A 21404-nucleotide genomic window follows, 5' to 3' on the forward strand; every position below is an offset into this window, starting at 1 on the left:
CAAGATGATCGGAAATTCTATTATTAAGCTAAACAATGTTGATATTTTTCAGCAATCGCACCTGGTACTGTCAAACGTTAACCTGCATATTGATAAAGGCGATTTTGTATGGCTCATTGGCCAAACCGGATCGGGCAAGAGCAGTTTGCTTAAAGTAATTTACGGCGATCTGATCCCCAAAGCCGGCACCGGTCATGCCTGTGGCTACGAACTGAGCAAACTGGCCAGTCGCGAAGTACCTTATCTGCGCCGTAAGCTGGGCATTGTTTTCCAGGATTTCCAATTGCTTACTGATCGTTCTATCGAACAAAACCTGTTATTTGTAATGCGCGCCACCGGCTGGACAGACAAAAAACTGATTGCTGACCGTACCCTGGATGTGCTGGAAAAAGTTGGCCTGCGTTCCAAACTCAAAAAAATGCCGCATGAGCTATCAGGTGGCGAACAGCAACGCGTGGTAATTGCCCGCGCCCTGTTAAATGATCCCGAAATTATCCTGGCCGATGAGCCAACCGGTAACCTTGACCCCGAAACATCCGAAGAAATTGTGCTACTATTAAAACAGATTAGCCAATCGGGCACCGCGGTATTGGTTGCTACCCACGATTATCACATCATCCGCGCTTTCCCATCACGCATTATCAAATGCGAAAACGGCAAAGTATTGGAAGACGCGGAGATATAACCGCTGATTGTCTGAATCAGAATTTACAGAATTAAAGGATTTTCAGAATAAGCATTCATTCTGTTAATTTTAAAATTCTGTAAATTCTGATTCAGACAAAATCAACGGTCAACCTGTCACCCTTGCGTAAAACGTGTCACTCCTTCCTGATATTAAAATACACCACTGACAGCTTGTCGGCTTTATGCTAATGGCAGGATACTTGATTGGCACTATCAGCTATGAAATTTAACGATATGTTGAAGAAAAAGAAGAAAGAAAATACGGACACCCCAGAAAATATGAATACGGCAGAACAGGAAAATTTAAACGAGAACGGGCAAGAACAAGCTCCAACCGAAACTACTGAAGCAACAACAGCAGAAGTTTTGTCTGCCGAAGACAAATTGAAAGAAGAATTGGCCCAGGCAAACGACAAATACCTGCGCTTATATGCCGAATTTGATAACTTCAGAAGGCGTACCATCAAAGAGCGCGCGGAAGCCCGTGAAACAGAAGGTAAAGAATTGTTAGTGGCTTTATTGCCTGTACTTGACGATTTTGAGCGCGCGCAACGCTCCATGGAAAACGCGGTTGACGTTGCCCCGGTTAAAGAAGGCGTTACGCTGATACAGAACAAACTAAAAAATATACTGGGTCAAAAAGGACTGAAGGAAATGACATCAATTGGCGAGCCTTTTGATGCCGATCTGCATGAGGCCATTACCAATATACCAGCCCCTACCGACGACCAGAAAGGCAAAGTGATAGACGAAATGGAAAAAGGTTATTATCTGAAAGACAGAGTAATACGTTTCGCCAAAGTAATTGTAGGAGCATAATTAATTAGTGAATTATTGAATTAGTGAATTCTTTCACCTTCCGGTTCAATTGTTCGCGCGTTAATATTATTTAAATAAAAGGAATTGAATTATTGGTTATTCTAAATCAATCACTAATTCACTAACTCAATAATTCAACATTGAATATATGGCTAAGAGAGATTATTACGATATCCTGGGAGTCGCCAAAGGTGCCGATGCCGACGAGATAAAAAAGGCATATCGTAAAATGGCTATTAAATATCACCCGGATAAAAACCAGGGCGATAAAGAGGCGGAAGAAAAATTCAAGGAAGCTGCCGAAGCTTATGAAGTGCTGAGCAGTTCTGAAAAGCGCCAGCGTTATGATCAGTTCGGTCATGCGGCCAATGCATCCTCACCAAATGGTGGCGGCGGTTATGGCGGCAGCATGAATATGGACGACATATTTAGCCAGTTTGGTGATATTTTTGGCGGTGGCAGCCCGTTTGAAGGATTTTTTGGCGGCGGCCGTCAAAGTGGAGGGGGTGGCAGGCGCGTGGCACGCGGCAGCAACCTGCGTATCAAAGTACGTTTAACGCTTGAAGAAATAGCCAATGGCGCCGAAAAGAAGATCAAAGTAAACAAACAGATAGTTTGTAAAACCTGTGATGGTTCTGGTGCTAAAGATAAATCGTCCTTCCAAACCTGTAAAACATGCGGTGGCTCTGGCGCGGTGCGAAGGGTAACTAATACCATACTGGGTCAGATGCAAACTACCAGCACCTGCCCTACCTGTAACGGCGAAGGCTCAACCATACTGTCAAAATGTACGGTTTGTCATGGTGATGGCGTGGTTCGCGGCGAAGAACTGATCACTATCAATGTGCCTGCCGGTGTAAGCGAAGGCATGCAGCTGAGCATGAGTGGCAAAGGTAATGCTGCCCCACGCGGCGGTGTACCGGGCGACCTGATTATACTGATCGAAGAAATTCCACACGAAACGCTGAAACGCGATGGTAACAATGTGATATATGACCTACACGTAAACTTTGTGGATGCCGCTTTAGGTACCACAGTTGAAGTGCCCACCATTGATGGCAAAGCCAAGATCAAAATTGATGCAGGCACTCAGGGTGGCAAGATCCTGCGCCTAAAAGGCAAAGGCGTTCCGGAAGTGAACTCTTACCACCGAGGTGACCAGCTGGTGCACATTAACATTTGGACACCAAAAGCCTTGAGCCGCGAAGAGCGCGAGTTGCTGGAGAAATTACAGAACTCACCCAACTTTAAACCCAACCCGGGCAAAAACGAAAAAAGCTTTTTTGAACGGATGAAGGAATATTTTGAATAACCTTTAGAGGTGAAAAGATAAAGGCGAAAGCCAAAAGATTTAAAAGCCAGGAGTTTATACTTCGGGCTTTTTTGTTTTGATAGCTTGGTGGTATTATTTATTATTGAGCCATGCGTAAATCGTTAAAACCCATTCTTGTCGGAGCCTTGTTATACTGCTGCTGCGACAACCTACTTGCTCAAACTCCTGCCATCCGCAATAACTATCAAACCGAGGCCGGTGTACCCCGCTTAAAAATTGAGCGGAGTATGATCTACTCGCCTGATAAGGAATGGCTGTATAACCACCACCCTTCGATTATTCATTTCAAGGATCGGTTTATAGCGATATGGAGCAATGGGCTCATCGATGAAGATTCACCGGGTCAGCGGGTGGTTTATGCTACATCCACAGACTTTGCGCATTGGTCGAAACCTGAAGTACTGGCATCGCCCCCAAAATTTAAAGACACATTTAACGTGCTTACCGCTGCCGGTTTATATCAATACAAAGGCATCCTGGTGGCCTACTATGGCGAATACACCAAACACCGGCAAAATACCCGCCTATGGGCCAAAACCAGTACCGATGGCATCCATTGGAGCAGCCCGATAGATATGCATGTACCGCTAATCCCTAACCACGGCCCCGAGGCTACCAATGGCGGCAGGCTCATCATCAGCGGTAATTTTATGTTTCCGTATACCGATGACCCTAAAGGTATTTCGGGTTGGAAACTAAGCAGCTTTTACCCCGACTCGCTATACACCCAGGATAACTCTGCCGCTTTTTATGCCCCCGCCGCCAAACTGGGCTTACCCCCTTTGTGTGAGGGCTCATTTTTTGAAACCGACGATCATATACTGCACATGCTGCTGCGTGTTACTGGCAAAGGCTGGAAAGGCCGCTTATGGCTTACGGAAAGCAAGGATAATGGCCAAAGCTGGTCGCGCCCGGTGGAAACCGCATTTTCTGATAACGACAGCAAATTCCATTTCGGTCGCCTGCCCGATAAGCGTTTTTACTACGTAGGCATCCCGGATACGCTGCATCACTATGACCGTAATCCGCTGATACTATCATTATCCAAAAACGGCGAAGCATTTGACAAAAATTACATTATTGCCGATGAACTATACCACCTGAAAAAGGAAGGCTTATGGAAAGGCGGCCAATATGGCTATCCGCATACCATCATCTACAATGGCTATATGTATGTGATCATCTCCCGGCAAAAGGAGGCTATTGAAACATTAAGATTTAGCTTAGATCAGTTAAAATGACATTCCTGTAACATTTTAAAATCCCCCGTATCTAAAGCGTACTTTTAACATCATAAACCAATTACATGTTAAGTATACGCAACATTGTTAAACAATACGCTGGTCACCGGGCTTTGGATGATGTAAGTCTGGAAGTGGAAAGCGGACAAATATTTGGCCTCTTAGGGCCGAATGGCGCGGGTAAAACTTCCCTTATCCGCATTGTAAACCAGATTACCGCTCCGGATTCCGGCGAAGTTTGGTTTAATGGCCAAAAACTCAATCCATCCCATATCGAACGTATCGGTTATCTGCCCGAAGAACGCGGTCTTTACAAAAAAATGGAGATCGGCGAGCAGATGATCTACCTGGCCCGGTTGAAAGGATTGAGCCGTGACGAAGCCAACAAGCGACTCAAGGCCTGGTTTAAAAAACTGGATATGGAGAGTTGGTGGAAAAAGAAAATAGAAGAGCTATCCAAAGGCATGCAGCAAAAAGCCCAGTTTGTGGCTACCGTACTGCATGAACCCGACCTGATCATCCTGGATGAACCATTCAGCGGTTTCGATCCGGTGAATGCCGAGGTGATCAAAGATGAGATCCTGGAGTTGAATAAAAAGGGGGCTACTATCTTGTTCTCCACCCATCGTATGGAATCGGTAGAGGAGCTTTGCGATTCGATAGCCCTTATCCATAAATCGCACAAAATACTGGATGGCAAGGTTAAACACATCCGCAACTCCTACCGCAATGATGTTTACCTGGTGGAATATTCGGGCCAATTATTAACCTTTGAAAACGGACAACCTTTTGACCAGATCGGCGAAACCATCAGCGACGATGACCGGCATACCATCAGGATCAAACTCCAGGATGGCCGCAGCTCCAATGATGTGCTGCAATACCTTATCCCCCAAACCCGGGTAACCATGCTGCAGGAAGTGATACCCAGCATGAATGATATTTTTATTGAAAAAGTAAACCTAATGTCTTAACCATGAATAAAGTTTTGCTCATTATACAACGGGAATATTTGACCCGCGTACGAAAGAAATCATTCATCATCATGATATTTGTGGTGCCACTACTTATCCTGGTGATGGGTGGCGCTATTGCCATGATAGCTAAAAACAGCGATCAACTGACCAACCTGCAGGTAGTGAACGTGGTTGACAATACAGGTACTTTTGCAAAAAAGCTGCACGATGTACCCAATATAAAATTCACCATCACTCATCACGATATCAATGAGGCTAAAGCGCTATCGAAAAAGGATGAGAATATTTCTACCCTGTATATCCCGGAAGGCTACCCTCAAAAAGGTAACATTCAAATTTTTGCCAAAAAGAAATCACCTATCCAGCTTACAGATGAGATCCAGAAGCAATTGAATGATATTGATTTCAACAACAGGATGATCCAGCATCATATTGACACCGCAGCTATTCATTCTATCAAAAAATCCGACATCGCTGTTAACGCCGTTGAAATTACCGACAAAGGCGACAAGGACGCCAACGTTGGCGCCAATATTGCCGTTAGTGTAGCCTGTGCTATACTGATATACCTTTCGCTTTTTATTTATGGCGGCCAGGTAATGCGTGGTGTTATTGAAGAAAAAACAAGCCGCATTATTGAGGTGGTTATTTCATCGGTTAAACCATTTCAGTTAATGCTGGGTAAGATTATTGGTGTGGGACTGGTAGGTTTAACACAATTTGGGGCATGGATAATTTTATCCATCATATCATCAAAAATAGCCGGTCACGCTTTCAATTCGCCGCAAAGCCCTATGACTGGCGCTTTGGCGGCGCTTCAAAATATACAGTTTGGGTATATACTGGGTTGCTTTTTGTTCTACTTTTTAACCGGTTACCTGTTGTACAGCGCTTTGTTTGCCGCGGTGGGCTCGGCTGTGGATAGCGAAACAGAAACCCAGCAATTCATGTTTCCCATTACCATGCCGCTCCTGTTCACCTATATTTTATCGGTATCGGTGTTATTCAGAGCACCAGACAGTGCGCTGGCAGTTTGGCTTTCCATAATACCGTTTACCGCTCCTGTGGCTATGATGGTACGTTTGCCTTTTGACCCGCCGGGATGGCAATTGGCCATTTCTATGTCATTAATGGTGATAGGTTTCTTGTTTACCACCTATGTTGCAGCGCGCATATACCGGGTTGGTATCCTGATGTACGGTAAAAAAGTAAGCTTTAAAGAGCTGGGTAAATGGTTCTTTTATAAAGAGTAAGGAAGGTGAAAGATGAAAGGTAGTCAAAAAGAGCTTTCATTTTTATCTTTGCTTTTGTCCTTTTACCTTTAAGAGCATTATCTTAGCCGCATGAGTAAACGCGTTGCTGTAATGGATTTGGGTACCAATACTTTCCACCTGCTTATTGTGGAGGGTACGATAGATAATTATCAGGAAATTGCACATGACCAGGAGCCAGTAAAGCTGGGCGAAGGCGGCATTAACAAAGGCTATATTTTACCTGAGGCCTTTGCACGCGGTATAAAAACCATGCAGCATTTTCAGGAGCAGATCAGTGCTAATGCGGTGCACCAGGTAAGAGCCATGGCAACGTCGGCGCTGCGCAGCGCATCAAACGGAACGGATTTTATCAACGAGGTAAAAACCCAAACTGGTATCAGCATCGAAATCATTAACGGCGACCAGGAAGCCGCTTTTATTTATGAAGGGGTAAAAATCAGCGGTTGTTTATCGGCCAAAAACTCCCTCATTATGGATATTGGCGGGGGCAGTGTTGAATTTATCCTGGGCAATGCCGATCATATTATCTGGAAACAAAGCTTTGAAATTGGCGCGGCCCGCTTAATGGATCTTTTTCATCGAACCGACCCTATTCCACCAGCCTCTATCGAGGCGCTGGATGTGTATCTGCAGGATAACCTCACCGATCTGTTTGCTGCGGTTGAGGGTCATGAGCTGGATACACTCATCGGTTCATCTGGCGTGTTTGAATCTTTTGCCGCGCTTATCGAAACAGAAAAAGGTCACTCCTTCGATCTTAAAACCACCAAAACTTATAGCTTTGACTACGAAGAGCTCCTGATCGAAACCAATAAAATAGTACAATCAACCCATCTGCAAAGGGCAGGTAATACAGATATTATCCCCGTTAGGGTAGATATGATCGTGGTGGCATCGCTTATTACCCGCTTCATTATACACAAACTTGGCATCCAAAAGGTAATGCTATGTACTAACTCATTAAAAGAGGGCATTTTGGCCGGGATGCTGGATTAATTAAAAAATGCGTTTAATTTTATTCCAGGTTCGCTGAACAAATGATAAACGCCTCACAATCACAACCTCACCCGTAAGTCTGTTGGCGCTTTCTTTCATAATAATGTTATGGAATTGATCTGCCGATGAATTGATCTTTATTTCCTGACTATCAAAACCTATAAAAGAAAAACCAAGCACATCCTCTGGTTTGGCGCCAAACAAAACAAATTTACCATCGGCGCCGGTTACTACACCTGCATTAGATCCCTTAACCCCCACTGTTACACCAGGCAAAGGCTGGTGATTCTCATCCGTAACTTGTCCGCTCACTTTTACATGCTTACTGGTATCCGGTGCGGCTATTTTACCTAATATTTCATTAGAGGTTACCGGTTTAGTTTGCTGGGTAACTACCGGAGGAGATTTGGTTTGTGCCGTAGCCTTATAAAACACGGTTTGGCTCAGCAATCCAATAACCATTACCCACCTTCGCCAGATGTTCGGTTGCAGATTTTTGATATCCAGTCTGTTATTGAGGCTGCTCAGTTGTTCCTGCCCAAACCTGCCGCAAACATCATGACTTGTTGCCAGGTAAGCAATGATCTCATCGTTGCTCATCACGGTAAAATCGGTAACCGTTTTGCAGCATTGCTGGCAGTGTCTGCCCTGGTCAACCGGGGTCATTTGCTGCCATGATTCGTGGCAGGCTTCGGGAATGCTGATATTTTGAATTGGTGTCATGGTATTTATCTTTTATACCATGATGCGATTAATCATCGCATTCCATAAACAGGCATTGAAAAAGGGCAAAAAAATGAATTATTATATATCCAAATTGGCGAAATTTGAGTAAGCATCCCATAATTCAATGTTTCATATGGACATACAAGAACAGATCAAAACGTATATCACCGGCCAGCCCCAACCAAAGCGCAATGATATGCAAGCGTTACACCAGCTTATACTGCAAACTTTACCAGGCTGTAAATTATGGTTCGAGGATGGTAAAAACAGCGAAAATAAAACGGTTAGCAATCCCAATATAGGCTACGGGCATTACACCATAAAATATGCTGACGGGAAAGCCAGGGATTTTTTTCAAATCGGTTTAAGCGCCAACAAAACCGGCATCTCTGTTTATGTGCTTGGGATAAAAGACAAAACATACCTGGCCCAAACCTATGGGAAAGAACTGGGCAAAGCCAGCGTGACCGGCTATTGCATCAGGTTTAAAGCGCTAAAAGATATAAACCCCGATATACTTGCAGCGGCAATACGCTATGGGGTTGAGGCTACGGGTGAAAATTAGATTTTAAATTTAAATATGACATCTATAATTACCCTTTGCCGTGAACTAAGACGACATGAAACTAAAGCAGAGAAAATATTATGGCAGCATCTCAGAAATAGAAGCTTGTACGAAATGAAGTTTTTGCGCCAGCACCCTATCTTGATACAATCAATTTTAGGCAGAAACTTATATTATATTCCTGACTTTTATTACGCAGAAGCCAAATTAGTTATCGAAGCCGACGGCCCGGTTCACCTATTTAAAAAGATTACGATAAAAACAGAGACGAAGTGATGGCAGCCTTAGGGTTACGCATTTTAAGATTCGAAAATAAAGTGATACTAAACAATATCAATGACGTTTTAAACACTATAAAAGCGATCTTATCGCCCTGAAAAGACTCACCCCGGCATCGCTCCGCTTGCCGACCCTCTCTACACCTGCGGTGCAAAGAGGGTTAAGTCATTTTTTATTCTTACATAGTTTCTTAACTTTCCCTTTTTCAACCCTCTTTGTGGCGAAGCCGTAGAGAGGGTGATCCAGCGTAGCGCAGATCGGGTGAGTCTTCTGCATCTTTTTAAAACTCTCTCCCATTTTTACCCTCATCCTTTGTATATTGTGGCCTCAAATTCCCTTATGAAATTAAAATTTACCAGCCTTGGCTTGCTTGCTATTTTCGCTTTGAACGTGCAGGCCCAGCAACGAAAGATCAACCCTAACGATACTACTTCCAACTATAATGCGGCCGAAGCTTTTTCGCCGCAATTTTATACCGATAAGGGTAATGATTTTCATTCGGCCAATGGCAATCCCGGGCCACGATACTGGCAAAACCGGGCCAATTATACCTTAAATGTTAAACTGGATACCGCGGCCAAAACTATTGGCGGTACCGAAACTATCGACTATATCAATAACAGTCCGGATGCTTTACCTTTCCTGTGGTTGCAGATGGATCAGAACACCTATAAAAAAGATGCACGCTCTAACTTCGTAACCGGTTTTGCACCCCAACTGGCCGATCACACCGATGGCTACCAGATCGAATCGGTGGCGGTAGAAGAAGCAGGTGTTACCAAAGAAGTAAAATATGTGGTTACCGATACGCGCATGCAGATCCGTCTGACTAAAGCCGTAGCGGCTAAAGGCAGTATCCGCCTCAAAATCAAATATCATTACACCATACCCGGCGCTTTTGGCGCCCGTACCGATTATACCGATACCAAAAACGGTAAGATCTTTGAAATAGCCCAATGGTTCCCGCGCATGTGTGTATATGATGATAGCCGCGGCTGGGACACGCTGCCATTTTTGGGTAGCGGCGAGTTTTACCTCGATTATGGCGATATCGACTACAGCGTAAACGTACCCTGGGACATGATCGTGGCCGGATCTGGCGAACTACAGAACCCCAAAGAGGTGTTGACCGCCAAACAAATAGCACGACTGGAAACCGCCCGCAACAGCGACAAAACCATCATGATTCGCGATCTGGCCGAGGTGAACGATCCGGCGAGCCGCCCGGTGCAAAAAGGCACGCTTACCTGGCACTTTAAGATGCTCAACACCCGCGATGTGGCCTTTGGCGCATCCAAAGCATTTATTTGGGATGCCGCAAGAGTAAACCTGCCCGAAGGCAAAAAATCACTGGCCATGAGCGTTTACCCCGCCGAAAGCTATGGCAATGATGCCTGGGGTCGTGCAACAGAATATCTCAAAAAATCGATCGAATATTTTTCTGAAAAATGGTTTGTGTACCCATACCCCGTTGCCGTAAACGAGGCTGGTATAGCCGGTGGCATGGAATACCCGGGTATTGTGTTTGATGGCATTACCGATAAAGGCGCTGTACTGTACTGGGTAACCGCGCACGAGATTGGTCATAACTGGTTCCCGATGATCGTAGGATCAGACGAGCGCCGTTTTGCCTGGATGGACGAAGGGCTGAACACTTTTATTGATGTGTACGCTTCCGACGCGTTTAACAAAGGCGAGTTTGCGCCCAAACGCGACAGCGAATATGCCGAAAAAGGCGGCAACCCGGCCGATGAGATCATTCCTTTCATCACCGCTCCCGGCTCACCCAGCATCATGACCGCTCCCGATGCCATCGCCGAAAAGTACCGTCACCCCCTTACCTATTTTAAACCGGCTTTCGGCCTGGTTTTACTGCGCGAGCAAATCCTGGGGAAAGATAAATTCGATTATGCTTTCCGCAATTACATCCATCAATGGGCCTATAAACATCCACAGCCCGATGATTTTTTCCGTTCGATGGAAAACGGCGCGGGCGAAGATCTGAGCTGGTTTTGGAAAGGGTGGTTCTACAATAACTGGACGCTCGACCTGGCCCTCATAGATGCCAAACAGGTTGACAGCAAAAATGAGAAAGGCGTAAACATTACCGTAGTAAACAAACAAAAACTGCCTATGCCCTTCACCATCGAAGTAAAATATAAAGACGGCAGCAAAAAACGCACTTACCTACCGGTTGAAACCTGGCTGCAAAACAAACAGATCACCCTTACCCTGCCCGGCACTCAGGACGCCGAAAGCGTAACCCTTGATCCGGACAATGCGCTGCCCGACTTGAATAGAAGTAATAATACACTGAAAGTAAAGTAGTGAATGGTGAGTAGGGAGTGGTGAGTTTTGAGCAGTAAAAAGTAAATAACAAACCCCAACTGTCATCTCGAACGAGGTACGAGGAGAGATCTTATATGATTTGCAATTTAAGCCTTGCATCATGTAGAAGATTTCTCCTCACTTCTCCCCCTTCGTCCATCCCTGTTTGTCGAAATGACAACTTTTTATGGAATTTTGATCTTTCAGTACCCTGACCTGCAAATAAACGCAGGGGCGAAAATTAAACCCTTAAAGAGCTTCTGACAGTTTTAACCAGTTGATGCGTTAACGGCAATGCTACATAATCTGTTGGTTCTTTCCATGACGAGAACTTGGCAATTACCATATCATTAGCCCGGTCAATAAAAAGATTCTGGCCATAAATACCCATAGCAAACATTATTTGGGGTTCATCATTAATCATATACCAACCGTTACGATAGCTCATGTTTTTGCTGATAGGTGCAAAAGCTTTACCCCATTGGCCATTGGCCCAGGCATCACCGTCACCATTGCTTGTGATATCATTTATTAATGATGGGGGTATAATTTCCGTCGAATTATGCATCCCCTCGTTTATAATGAGTTGGCCTACACGGGCAAAATCACGGGCAGTTACGCAAAGTCCACCCGTACATCTTGGTGCCCCGTATTTATCAACCGTTATGTAAGCCTCATTTTCGGCCCCCATTGGCTTCCAGATCAGATCGCTCAATAGTGTATTAAATGAGCGCCCTGTGGCGCATTCAAGGGCCCATCCTAACAGATCGGTATTGGCGGATACGTAACTAAAATTTTGATCCGTTAATTTTCCGGATGACTTCAACCGGGTAAAAAAATCGTGCAAACCCAAAGGCTCATTTCCTTCGGGTACCGGTTCCCAATTTGTCGCTATATCATACTGCTTTTGCTGATCTTCATCCAATACTATCCCGGCACGCATATCCAATAGCTGGCGCAAGGTTACCTGCTGATAGATTGTTCCAATAATTTGCGGAATATAGGCGGAAACGGGAGCGCTCAGATCTATTGCTCCTTGATGTTCAAGAATACCAGCAACAAGCCCAACCACCGCTTTAGTAGCAGACATCAGGATATGCGGGTTATGTTCATCATTGCCGTTGGCGTATGCTTCATATACAATTTTACCTTTATGAAGAATAACTACAGCATCAGTTGCCGTAGCCTTTAACAGTTGTTTAAGTATAAATCCCTTGATAGATACCGGAGCGTTTTCCAGCAAATTTTGATGCTGAATATCATTCGCGATGGCTATTGAGGGAATAAACTTTTTAACGTGATGAAAAGACCAGCGGTTAAACGGCCTGGTTTTCCAGTTGTTGATATTGGCCCGGTTTTTTTCCGTAGCCATTGTGGAGTTTGTTAACATTTCATTAATATTAGAAACACCAAAATTGCGACTACCTTAGCGCATTTTTTTTGCCATATGGCAAAAATTAAATGATCTTTCTTCTAATGCGACTTAAAGAAGATTGCTTAATCCCCAGGTAAGAAGCAAGAGCCGATAAGGGTGTCCGGTTTGCCAGGCCTGGATAAATTTTCAGAAATTCCAGGTATCGCGTTGTCGCATCCTGCGTAAGCATATTTTGGCTTACTTTTGATTTATTGGTTAATGCCGTAGCGGTAATTTTTAAAAGAATCTCATTCCAGCCAGGAATTGCATTCGCCAGCCCGGCCATGTCTTTTTTGGAAAAAACCAGCAATTTGCAATTAGCAATAGCCTCAAAACAAACTTCAGATGGTGTTTCGTTATTAAAACTTGAAACGTTTAGCGCAAAATGATATTCCGGTATAAATGCTCTTGTAATATCCTCGCCAATTTCGTTATACCAACAAACCCGTAAAACTCCTTCCATTACAAACCCAAATTGTTTAGCTACCCGGCCAACTTCTAAAAAGCAATCGCCCTTTTTTAAGTTTAATAATTTAGCCTTGCTGGTTATCAATTCAATATGCTGCCCACTAAGTGTACTGTATTTTGATAAACAATTTATAAACTCTTCCATTATTCACAACTTTATCATAACCAAATACTAAATTACGTGAAGTATGTATAAATGAGTTATCAAAATGCTTAAATTAAAAAAGCCCTTAAATCATAATCAGGCATTCGCTACTGCAAAGCCCCGGCCTTTAACTTATATAAGCTAAGGGCCCGTTATAATTATCTGATAATTTTTTTGTATATTGTATAAAATACCAGCCCGGTTCTCCATTAACGAGAACCGGGCTGTTTAGTTAAAAATAAAAAGAGCACAAAAACCGATCGCGTGGTATTTAGTTATTTGACAATCAATAAATTAATACTTTTTAAAGTTTTAAAAGTGCGTCAAAACAGTGTTCAAATTTGTTAAAAAGTGTTAAAATCGATGTTTTTAATAAATTTTGAGCCGTTTTTATCTCGGTTTTGAAGCGAAAAGTGTTAAAATTTGAGGTTTAAAAAGGTTTCTCCGGAGGAAATATTTTTAAGATGCATGGAATCCTAAAAATAAATTTCAAAAACAGCAAACTCATTAATTTGTCAATCTTACTATCCACATGAAACTATTCATCGTCTAAAACTTTATCTTTGTTAAATGAACACAGCCGATCTGTTGCAACGCGCTTTGCGGTTTGATTTTTTAACCCAGGACGAAGGGGTTTATCTATATAATAATGCCTCTACTGCCGATTTGATGTATACCGCCAACGAACTGCGTAAAAAGCAGGTTCCGCATGGCAAGGTTACCTGGCAGATAGACCGCAATGTGAACACGACCAATGTTTGTATCGCCAATTGCAAGTTCTGCAACTTTTTCCGCAGACCTGGCCATGAGGATAGCTACATCACTGATATCGAGACCTATAAAAAGAAAATTGAGGAAACTTTCCGCTATGGTGGCGATCAGTTGCTGCTGCAAGGAGGTCACCACCCCGATCTGGGTCTTCAGTTTTATACTGATCTGTTCAGGGAGTTGAAACAGCTGTATCCTAAGCTAAAACTACACTCATTAGGTCCGCCGGAGATAGCGCACGTAGCCAAACTAGAAGGTATGGCTCATATAGATGTGCTGAGGGCCATGAAAGAGGCCGGACTTGATTCATTACCTGGCGCCGGCGCCGAGATCCTGAACGACCGTGTTCGCCGCCTGATATCCAAAGGTAAATGTGGTGGCAAAGAATGGCTGGACGTGATGCGGGCAGCTCATCAGCTTAATCTGCCAACATCAGCTACCATGATGTTTGGCCATATCGAAACTATCGAAGAACGCTTTGAACACTTGGTTTGGATTCGCGAGGTACAGTCAGAAAAACCCGAAGGTGCATATGGATTTGTGGCCTTTATCCCCTGGCCTTTCCAGGATGACGGCACATTGTTACGCAAAGTTCGTGGCATCACCAATAATGTAACCGGTGATGAATATATCCGCATGATAGCGCTAAGCCGTATTATGCTGCCTAATATCAAAAACATACAGGCCTCATGGCTCACCGTAGGTAAACAGGTGGCACAGATATGTTTACATGCCGGTGCCAATGATTTTGGCTCTATCATGATCGAAGAAAATGTGGTATCAGCAGCGGGGGCTCCCCACAGGTTTACCGCCAAAGGCATCCAGGATTCTATCAAAGAAGCTGGCTTTGAGCCACAACTACGTACCCAGAAATATGATTGGCGCGACATTCCCGCCGAAATTGAAGAACAGGTTATTAACTATTAAAGTGAGTGGTGAATAGGGAGTGGTGAGTGGAAAATAGGAGTTACCTAACCATTCACCATTCACCATTCGCCACTCACCACTCACCAACATGGAGCATCATATAGAGGCATTAATTTTCGCGTCGGAGCAAGGTATTCGTATGGAGGAGATCATGTACTGTCTCCAGGCGGCCTTTGAGCGTGATTTCACTGCCGACGAGGTGAATGAAAGCTTAACAGCTATCAAAAACAAGTATAGTGATGACAGCCTGGCCATTGAGTTGGTAAAAATCAACAATGGGTACCAATTTCTCACCAAAAAACAATACCACCCGGTTATTAACTTATTACAGCTGCAGCGTTCCAAAAAAAGGTTAAGTCAGGCTGCTTTAGAAACACTGGCTATTATTGCCTACAAGCAGCCGGTAACCAAAACCGATGTGGAGCAGATACGCGGTGTAAATTGTGATTATTCGATACAAAAATTGCTGGAAAAAGACCTGATCGCTATAATTGGGAAGTCGGAAGGCGTAGGAAAACCCATTTTATATGGCACCAGCGGCATGTTTATGGACTACTTTGGTATAAATAGCATAGATGAATTACCTCAGATTAAGGATTTTACAACCAACACCGTGGCCATAGGCGAACAAACAGAATAATTTTAAAAGATATTTTTAATAAAAATGATTTTAATTATTTTTACTACTGAATTAGCCGCCAGAATAAAAACAACCTAAGGCCGATTTAAATTATATTGATAAAGTTTTACTAAAAAAATCCGTTACAATGGGAACGCCAAAAAAACCGAGCACTAAAAAGATCGACAACTCAGAAGACGAAAATGATGACGATGATGATCTATCGCTTACTCCAAAAAAGAAAAAAGTGATTGATGAGGATGAGGATGATTATGATCTACCTTTAGATGATGACCTGGGCAGAGGAGGATACGAGTCTTTTGACGATGACGACGACGACGACTTTTAATTTTTAAGATACACCCATTTACAAAAGCATTCAGTGGCATGCCCTGGATGCTTTTTTTTATATTTGGCCGTCAGCAACATCCCTATGACCATTACAGAAGTAAAAAAAACAGTCACTAAAAAAGCATTCTTAAACGTAGCCCGTATTATTTATAAAGATGATAAAACGTGGGTTTGTCCGCTTGATAATGATATTGAAGCTGTATTTGATCCGGCAAAAAACAACTTTCACCAGGATGGAAAATGCACCCGCTGGATACTTACCGATGATAACAACCAATTAATTGGCCGTGTGGCTGCATTCATCAATAATAAAAAGGCTTATCATTACGAACAGCCAACCGGTGGGATGGGCTTTTTTGAATGTATTGATAACCAGGATGCTGCTTTTCTATTGTTCGATACTGCTAAAAAATGGCTGCAGGATAACGGCATGCAAGCTATGGACGGCCCTATCAATTTTGGCGAGAACGATAATTTCTGGGGATTACTGGTAGAGGGCTTTACCCATCCCTCCTACGGGATGAATTACAATCCTCCCTACTATAAGGCCTTTTTTGAAGCTTATGGTTTTAAAACCCTTTACGAACAGATCACCAATCACCTGGATGTGCATAAGCCTTTTTCAGAGCGGTTCACTAAAATTGCTAATTGGGTGATCAAAAAACCGGGGTATGATTTCCGGCATTTCCGGGTAAAGGAAATGGAAAAATTTGCCGCCGATTTTATAGAGATATACAATGACGCCTGGCGCGATTTTGAAAATTTCGTCCCCATAACGCATGCCACCATCGCCGAAAGCTTTGAGAAGATGAAACCCCTGATGGATGAAAAACTCATCTGGTTTGCCTATATCGACGATGAACCAGCCTCATTTATCATCATTTTACCCGATGCCAATCAGATGCTTAAACCACTTAACGGAAAGTTAAACCTGATCGGCAAACTTAAATTTTTGTATTACCGCTGGAAGGGTGTATCCCGTATGCGTGCCATTGTAATGGGCACCAAACAAAAATTCCAGAAGCATGGTTTGGAATCGGCTATATTTATCAAGTTAAAGGAATACGTTTTGCCTTTAAAGCAATATGATGAGCTGGAACTATCGTGGGTTGGAGATTTTAACGAGAAAATGATAGCTATCCACAGTGCTGTAGGGGCCACATTTGGCAAAAAGCATTTAACAATGCGTTATATTTTTTAACTAGCCCGGCATTACACCGGGCGTTAAAAATTATGCTGTAGCTTTTGAGTGCCTTAATTCTTCGAATAATTCGATCACTTTCTTTTGCAGATCGATAACCTCTGTTTCCCGATCCATCAAACGTTTATTAACGGTTTCAAGTTCATTAACAAATTTCTGATCATGCTCAGCATCATTAAAGGTAAGCAACTGAACAACAGACATTTCGAACAAAGTTGCAATTTGTTCAAGTCTCGATAAATTGATGTCTGTTATTCCGGTTTCAATCTTTGAAAAGGCCGGAATAGAGATATCTAATCGTTTTGCAACATCTTCCTGGCTCCACCCTTTTTGATGACGTAACAGTCTGATTTTTTTCCCAAGTGTTTTCATGTAAGTTTAATAATAGTAATAGTTAGGTTTCGCGAAAGTTAATTACTTTACAATAGTATTTATTATTACGCTAATTATCAACTAATTTGCATTTTTTTTTATTTAAAAGTGAAACTTTTTTAAACAATCTTCGTTTAAGGTTTTTTTGCTGCACAGAAGTGTATTCTTAACAATCATTAAATCAGCACATTAATTCTTAATTAAGTTATTATTTATCAGCAAAAAGTAATTTAATGTTAATATAATCAAAATCCTCATTGTTATAAAATTATAAATCCTACTTTTGTACTGTAACTTTTTTAATTACAGATGAACGGGCAATTTCAGATAGCAATCCATATCCTCACCCTTCTTGACCAGGCGGGCGATGATCTGTTATCGTCTGAGTATATTGCCGGCAGCATCAACATAAACCCGGTATTGGTGCGTAAAGAAATACGAAACCTGCGCAACTACGGATTGATCAACAGTAAAGAAGGGAAAACCGGCGGATATAGCCTGGCAAAAGCTTCGGCCAAAATTGTATTGGCCGATGTATACAAGGCAGTAAAAAGCCACCCGGCGCTGGGACAGGCAAAAAATCTCCCAAATCCCGCCTGTGCTGTTGGCCGCCAAATCAATCAACACCTGGATGATTTGGCTGCCGAAGTAGATACGGCCATCGTTGGTAAATTAACTAAAATTACCCTGGCAGATTTTAGCCAAAAATTTAAATAATTTTTTTTAAACAAAACTGTAACAAATTAAATTACATATAAAAACAAATCCATTATGAAATTAGCATTGATAGGCGCCACAGGCAATGTAGGCCAAACCATTTTAAAAGAAGCCTTATTACGCGGACACGAGGTAAGCGCTATTGCCCGCGACCCCAAAAAACTAAATATCACCAACAGTAAATTAACCATAAAAGCTGTTGACGTATTTAATGTTGATAGCCTGGCTGATGTACTTAAAGGTCATGACGCTGTAATTAGCGCTTACAACTCTGGTTGGACAAACCCTAACATCTATGATGATTTTATCGCAGGTTCTGAAGCTATCCAGCAAGCGGTAAAGCAATCAGGTGTTAAGCGCCTGTTGGTTATTGGAGGCGCAGGAAGCCTGGAAATAGCCCCTGGTCTTCAACTGGTTGATTCTCCTAACTTTCCTGCAGCTTACAAACCAGGCGCCTCTGCAGCACGTGATTATTTAAACATCCTTCGCAAAGAAGAAGATCTGGATTGGACATTTTTAAGTCCGGCGATTAATATGCACCCTGATGCGCACGGCGAACCCACCAGGAAATTCCGTTTAGGTACCGATCAACCGGTATTTAATGAAAAAGGAGAAAACAATATTCTTATTGAGGACCTCGCTGTAGCAGTTATTGATGAACTGGAAAATAACCAGTTTATCAAACGGAGGTTTACTCTGGGTTACTAATAGTCCTTCTTTACTTGTCATGCTGAGCGCAGCGAAGCATCTATTAGCTGACATACATAAGCGTCGATAGATCCTTCACTGCGTTCAGGATGACATATTAAAAGAGTTTGCTACTTTACAAACTTGGCAGCTACCCAGTCATTCGTTTTTTTGTGGCTGATGTATTTTAAGCCATGTTTCCGCGCCTCATCGGTAATGATCTCCAGGTCTGGCGACTCATAGAAACCACTGAAATAAATTTCTCCTCCTTGCTTTAACACCTCGGCGTAACGTTCCATTTGATCGAGCAGGATATTACGGTTAATATTGGCCAGGATAATATCATATTGCTCATTCGGGATCACTTCTTTTGAGCCACACAACGGAGTGATATTGGTTATATGATTAAGGGCAGAATTTTCGATAGTACTGTCATAGCATACCGAATCATAATCTATCGCGGCAATTTCGGCAGCGTTCAGTTTAGCGGCCATAATGGCCAGGATACCTGTACCACAACCCATATCCAGTACTTTTTTACCAGCGAAATCATTTTCCAGGATCAATTCCAGCATCATAGATGTGGTTTGATGGTGCCCTGTACCAAAAGCCATCTTCGGATCGATCACGATCTCATAAGGAAACTCAGGCTTAGCCGGGTGAAAAGTAGCGCGCACGTATATTTTATCCCCTATCTCTATCGGTTCAAAATTACTTTCCCATACTTCGTTCCAGTTTTTTTGCGGGATAAGGGTTATCTCATAACTAAAGGTGAACATATCCTGGTACGGCAACAATTGCTCTTTCAATTGCTGTTCATCAAAATCATCGGTCGGTATATAAGCCTTAAAGCCAAATTCCAGTTCTTCAAAAGTATCAAAACCAATCTCGCCCAGAGCATTGATCAGCAGGTCCTGCTGATAATCTTCGGTAGTGATGGTGGTAAAAAGTAATTCGTAATAGTTCATTATTAATGATTAGTAAAATCAGGGGTGAGTATTTCTTTACACCGGGGTTTCAACCGCTTCTGGCATTGGTGTTTTGGCAAACTTGCGCCTGTCCATCAAAAACAGAATGACAAAGGTAATTACCCAGTAAAAAAGCTGAATTTCTGATAAATACCACCAAAAGCTATAGAAAGGCTTAGTCCCTTCGGCCTGATCCCATATAATGTAGCTGATAGAGCCCGCAAAGGCTATACAAACTACCGCAATACAAACCCCGATAATTAAACGCGCTTTGAAGCTTTTTACAGCGTAGTTATCCCATAAGGGCACTACGATGAGGTACTGAGTTAAAATGCCAACCGCAAGTAACAGGGGCCAGAAAAGGTGAAAGTAAGCCATTAAACTGTATAAATTACCATCACCTATCTCAATCAGCTTCATGGGGTGACTGGGCATATTATACTCAACCACGGCCCAATAAATGCCGAAATCAATTAAGATGGGTAAAATAACTTTTAACAGCTTCCTCATGCAGATTTGAGATGTGAGATATTAGATTTGATATTATTGGATGCTCCATTAAACACCTTAAAGCCTATTCTGTTTCAAGCATAAAAAAGCTTGGTGTTATTTGCCTCATATCCCATATCTCACATCTCTTATCTAATTTAATTGAATACTTTTACAATATCCACAAAATCGCGCGATTTAAGGGAAGCGCCGCCAATTAACCCACCATCAATATCTGGCTGGGCAAACAACTCGGGGGCGTTTTTAGGGTTGCAGCTGCCTCCATATAAAATAGTGGTGTTATCGGCTACTTCCTGGCTGTATTTGGCAACAATCTCGTTACGGATAAACGCGTGAATTTCCTGTGCTTGTTCTGATGACGCGGTTACACCTGTGCCAATAGCCCAAACTGGTTCATACGCAATAACTAATTTGGAAAAGTGAGCGGCATCCAGGTGAAACACACCTTCAACCAGCTGGCTTTTGATGATATCAAAATGCTGGTTAGCTTCGCGTTCTTGCAGGGTTTCGCCAATGCAAAATATCGGACGAAGATCATTTGCCAGTACAGTATCTGTTTTTTTGGCAAGCAATTCATTAGTCTCGCCAAAATACTGGCGGCGTTCTGAGTGGCCCAGGATCACATAAGCGGCACCTGTAGATTTGATCATCTTAGCAGATGTTTCGCCGGTATATGCTCCGGATTCCGCCTGGTGGGCGTTCTGTGCCCCTAATGAAACTTTGGTATATCCTTTTGCCAGTTGTACCAGGCTATGCAGATGTATGAACGGACTGCAAATAACCGCTTCCTGTGTACCGGTCACTTCATCTTTTACCATATTGATGATCTCAGAAAATACACCCAAACCTTCATTATAGTCAAGGTTCATTTTCCAGTTACCGGCAACAATTTTTTTTCTCATGATGTCGTTTTTAGTTGATTATGTTTAGTGAGTTTATGCAGTTGGTTGGGTTGATTAGGTTGTCTGAATCAGAATTTAAGAATTTTCAAAATTGATAAGCCAAAATCTTGTTAATCCTTAAATTCTGAAA

Annotated in this window: 23 protein-coding genes and 1 pseudogene; 17 read left to right on the forward strand and 7 right to left on the reverse strand. The window is 42.7% G+C overall.

Features of this window, described 5'->3' with window-relative positions; all coding sequences use genetic code 11:
- The first annotated feature begins 4 nt into the window (after positions 1-4).
- From ACTJKG_RS14735 to ACTJKG_RS14765, 7 genes are all read left to right on the forward strand, one after another.
- The gene (locus tag ACTJKG_RS14735; RefSeq protein ID WP_172338246.1) at positions 5-685 is read left to right on the forward strand and encodes a cell division ATP-binding protein FtsE; all 681 of its coding nucleotides are present in this window, start codon (positions 5-7) and stop codon (positions 683-685) included.
- A 221-nt stretch (positions 686-906) separates the two neighbouring features.
- Entirely contained in the window at positions 907-1506 is a 600-nt protein-coding gene (locus ACTJKG_RS14740) for a nucleotide exchange factor GrpE (RefSeq protein ID WP_253952337.1), read from the forward strand.
- Positions 1507-1654: 148 nt separating this feature from the next.
- On the forward strand, positions 1655-2818 hold the full coding sequence (dnaJ, locus tag ACTJKG_RS14745; protein ID WP_440739659.1) for a molecular chaperone DnaJ: 1164 nt from the start codon (positions 1655-1657) through the stop codon (positions 2816-2818).
- Positions 2819-2928: 110 nt separating this feature from the next.
- The gene (locus ACTJKG_RS14750; protein ID WP_440739660.1) at positions 2929-4080 is read left to right on the forward strand and encodes an exo-alpha-sialidase; all 1152 of its coding nucleotides are present in this window, start codon (positions 2929-2931) and stop codon (positions 4078-4080) included.
- A 65-nt stretch (positions 4081-4145) separates the two neighbouring features.
- A complete protein-coding gene (locus tag ACTJKG_RS14755) occupies positions 4146-5054 on the forward strand; it encodes an ABC transporter ATP-binding protein (RefSeq protein ID WP_172338250.1) in 909 nt (302 codons plus the stop codon).
- A gap of 2 nt (positions 5055-5056) precedes the next feature.
- Entirely contained in the window at positions 5057-6310 is a 1254-nt protein-coding gene (locus tag ACTJKG_RS14760) for an ABC transporter permease (protein ID WP_172338251.1), read from the forward strand.
- 90 nt (positions 6311-6400) lie between these two features.
- Positions 6401-7327, forward strand: coding sequence for a Ppx/GppA phosphatase family protein (locus ACTJKG_RS14765; RefSeq protein WP_440739661.1), 927 nt, complete (start codon positions 6401-6403; stop codon positions 7325-7327).
- On the opposite strand, the gene ACTJKG_RS14770 is transcribed toward ACTJKG_RS14765, so the two are convergent.
- A complete protein-coding gene (locus ACTJKG_RS14770; protein WP_172338253.1) occupies positions 7328-8050 on the reverse strand; it encodes a carboxypeptidase-like regulatory domain-containing protein in 723 nt (240 codons plus the stop codon).
- 136 nt (positions 8051-8186) lie between these two features.
- On the opposite strand from ACTJKG_RS14770, the gene ACTJKG_RS14775 reads away from it, so the two are divergent.
- The 4 genes and pseudogenes from ACTJKG_RS14775 (at position 8187) to ACTJKG_RS14790 (ending at position 11225) form a co-directional block, all read left to right on the forward strand.
- Entirely contained in the window at positions 8187-8618 is a 432-nt protein-coding gene (locus ACTJKG_RS14775; protein ID WP_172338254.1) for a DUF1801 domain-containing protein, read from the forward strand.
- A gap of 15 nt (positions 8619-8633) precedes the next feature.
- Positions 8634-8894: a DUF559 domain-containing protein gene (locus ACTJKG_RS14780; protein WP_216650706.1), complete on the forward strand. Its 261-nt coding sequence runs from the start codon at positions 8634-8636 to the stop codon at positions 8892-8894.
- A pseudogene (locus ACTJKG_RS14785) lies at positions 8879-8995 on the forward strand (DUF559 domain-containing protein); the annotation flags it as partial. The gene ACTJKG_RS14780 and the pseudogene ACTJKG_RS14785, both read left to right, overlap by 16 nt.
- Before the next feature lie 241 nt (positions 8996-9236).
- A complete protein-coding gene (locus ACTJKG_RS14790; protein ID WP_440739662.1) occupies positions 9237-11225 on the forward strand; it encodes a M1 family metallopeptidase in 1989 nt (662 codons plus the stop codon).
- Positions 11226-11466: 241 nt separating this feature from the next.
- Here the strand turns inward: ACTJKG_RS14790 and ACTJKG_RS14795 are convergent, their stop codons facing one another.
- Positions 11467-12597 carry a serine hydrolase domain-containing protein gene (locus tag ACTJKG_RS14795; RefSeq protein WP_440739663.1) on the reverse strand — a complete coding sequence of 377 codons (1131 nt, stop codon included), beginning with the start codon at positions 12595-12597 and terminating at the stop codon, positions 11467-11469.
- Positions 12598-12682: 85 nt separating this feature from the next.
- A complete protein-coding gene (locus tag ACTJKG_RS14800) occupies positions 12683-13252 on the reverse strand; it encodes a Crp/Fnr family transcriptional regulator (protein WP_440739664.1) in 570 nt (189 codons plus the stop codon).
- Positions 13253-13822: 570 nt separating this feature from the next.
- On the opposite strand from ACTJKG_RS14800, the gene mqnC reads away from it, so the two are divergent.
- From mqnC to ACTJKG_RS14820, 4 genes are all read left to right on the forward strand, one after another.
- Entirely contained in the window at positions 13823-14947 is a 1125-nt protein-coding gene (mqnC, locus tag ACTJKG_RS14805) for a cyclic dehypoxanthinyl futalosine synthase (protein ID WP_440739665.1), read from the forward strand.
- Between the two features lie 88 nt (positions 14948-15035).
- Entirely contained in the window at positions 15036-15587 is a 552-nt protein-coding gene (gene scpB / locus ACTJKG_RS14810) for an SMC-Scp complex subunit ScpB (RefSeq protein WP_440739666.1), read from the forward strand.
- A 127-nt stretch (positions 15588-15714) separates the two neighbouring features.
- A complete protein-coding gene (locus tag ACTJKG_RS14815; RefSeq protein WP_172338260.1) occupies positions 15715-15915 on the forward strand; it encodes a hypothetical protein in 201 nt (66 codons plus the stop codon).
- 84 nt (positions 15916-15999) lie between these two features.
- Positions 16000-17118 (forward strand): GNAT family N-acetyltransferase, encoded by a 1119-nt coding sequence (locus ACTJKG_RS14820; protein WP_440739667.1) that lies wholly within the window; start codon positions 16000-16002, stop codon positions 17116-17118.
- Positions 17119-17148: 30 nt separating this feature from the next.
- Here the strand turns inward: ACTJKG_RS14820 and ACTJKG_RS14825 are convergent, their stop codons facing one another.
- Positions 17149-17490 carry a helix-turn-helix domain-containing protein gene (locus tag ACTJKG_RS14825; RefSeq protein ID WP_172338262.1) on the reverse strand — a complete coding sequence of 114 codons (342 nt, stop codon included), beginning with the start codon at positions 17488-17490 and terminating at the stop codon, positions 17149-17151.
- 309 nt (positions 17491-17799) lie between these two features.
- Between ACTJKG_RS14825 and ACTJKG_RS14830 the strand changes: the two genes are divergently transcribed.
- The gene (locus ACTJKG_RS14830; RefSeq protein WP_172338263.1) at positions 17800-18207 is read left to right on the forward strand and encodes an Rrf2 family transcriptional regulator; all 408 of its coding nucleotides are present in this window, start codon (positions 17800-17802) and stop codon (positions 18205-18207) included.
- Positions 18208-18261: 54 nt separating this feature from the next.
- On the forward strand, positions 18262-18915 hold the full coding sequence (locus ACTJKG_RS14835) for an NAD(P)-dependent oxidoreductase (RefSeq protein ID WP_440739668.1): 654 nt from the start codon (positions 18262-18264) through the stop codon (positions 18913-18915).
- A 110-nt stretch (positions 18916-19025) separates the two neighbouring features.
- Here the strand turns inward: ACTJKG_RS14835 and prmA are convergent, their stop codons facing one another.
- The 3 genes from prmA to tpiA all read right to left on the reverse strand — a co-directional run bounded on the left by prmA (position 19026) and on the right by tpiA (position 21274).
- Positions 19026-19862, reverse strand: coding sequence for a 50S ribosomal protein L11 methyltransferase (gene prmA, locus ACTJKG_RS14840; RefSeq protein WP_440739669.1), 837 nt, complete (start codon positions 19860-19862; stop codon positions 19026-19028).
- A gap of 36 nt (positions 19863-19898) precedes the next feature.
- Positions 19899-20372, reverse strand: a complete 474-nt coding sequence (locus ACTJKG_RS14845) for a hypothetical protein (protein ID WP_172338266.1) — start codon at positions 20370-20372, stop codon at positions 19899-19901.
- A 137-nt stretch (positions 20373-20509) separates the two neighbouring features.
- Complete coding sequence (tpiA, locus tag ACTJKG_RS14850) at positions 20510-21274, reverse strand: triose-phosphate isomerase (protein WP_440739670.1); 765 nt, start codon at positions 21272-21274, stop codon at positions 20510-20512.
- Positions 21275-21404 lie beyond the last annotated feature (130 nt).

The organism is Mucilaginibacter sp. 22184, from assembly GCF_052045695.1.
Classification (GTDB): domain Bacteria; phylum Bacteroidota; class Bacteroidia; order Sphingobacteriales; family Sphingobacteriaceae; genus Mucilaginibacter.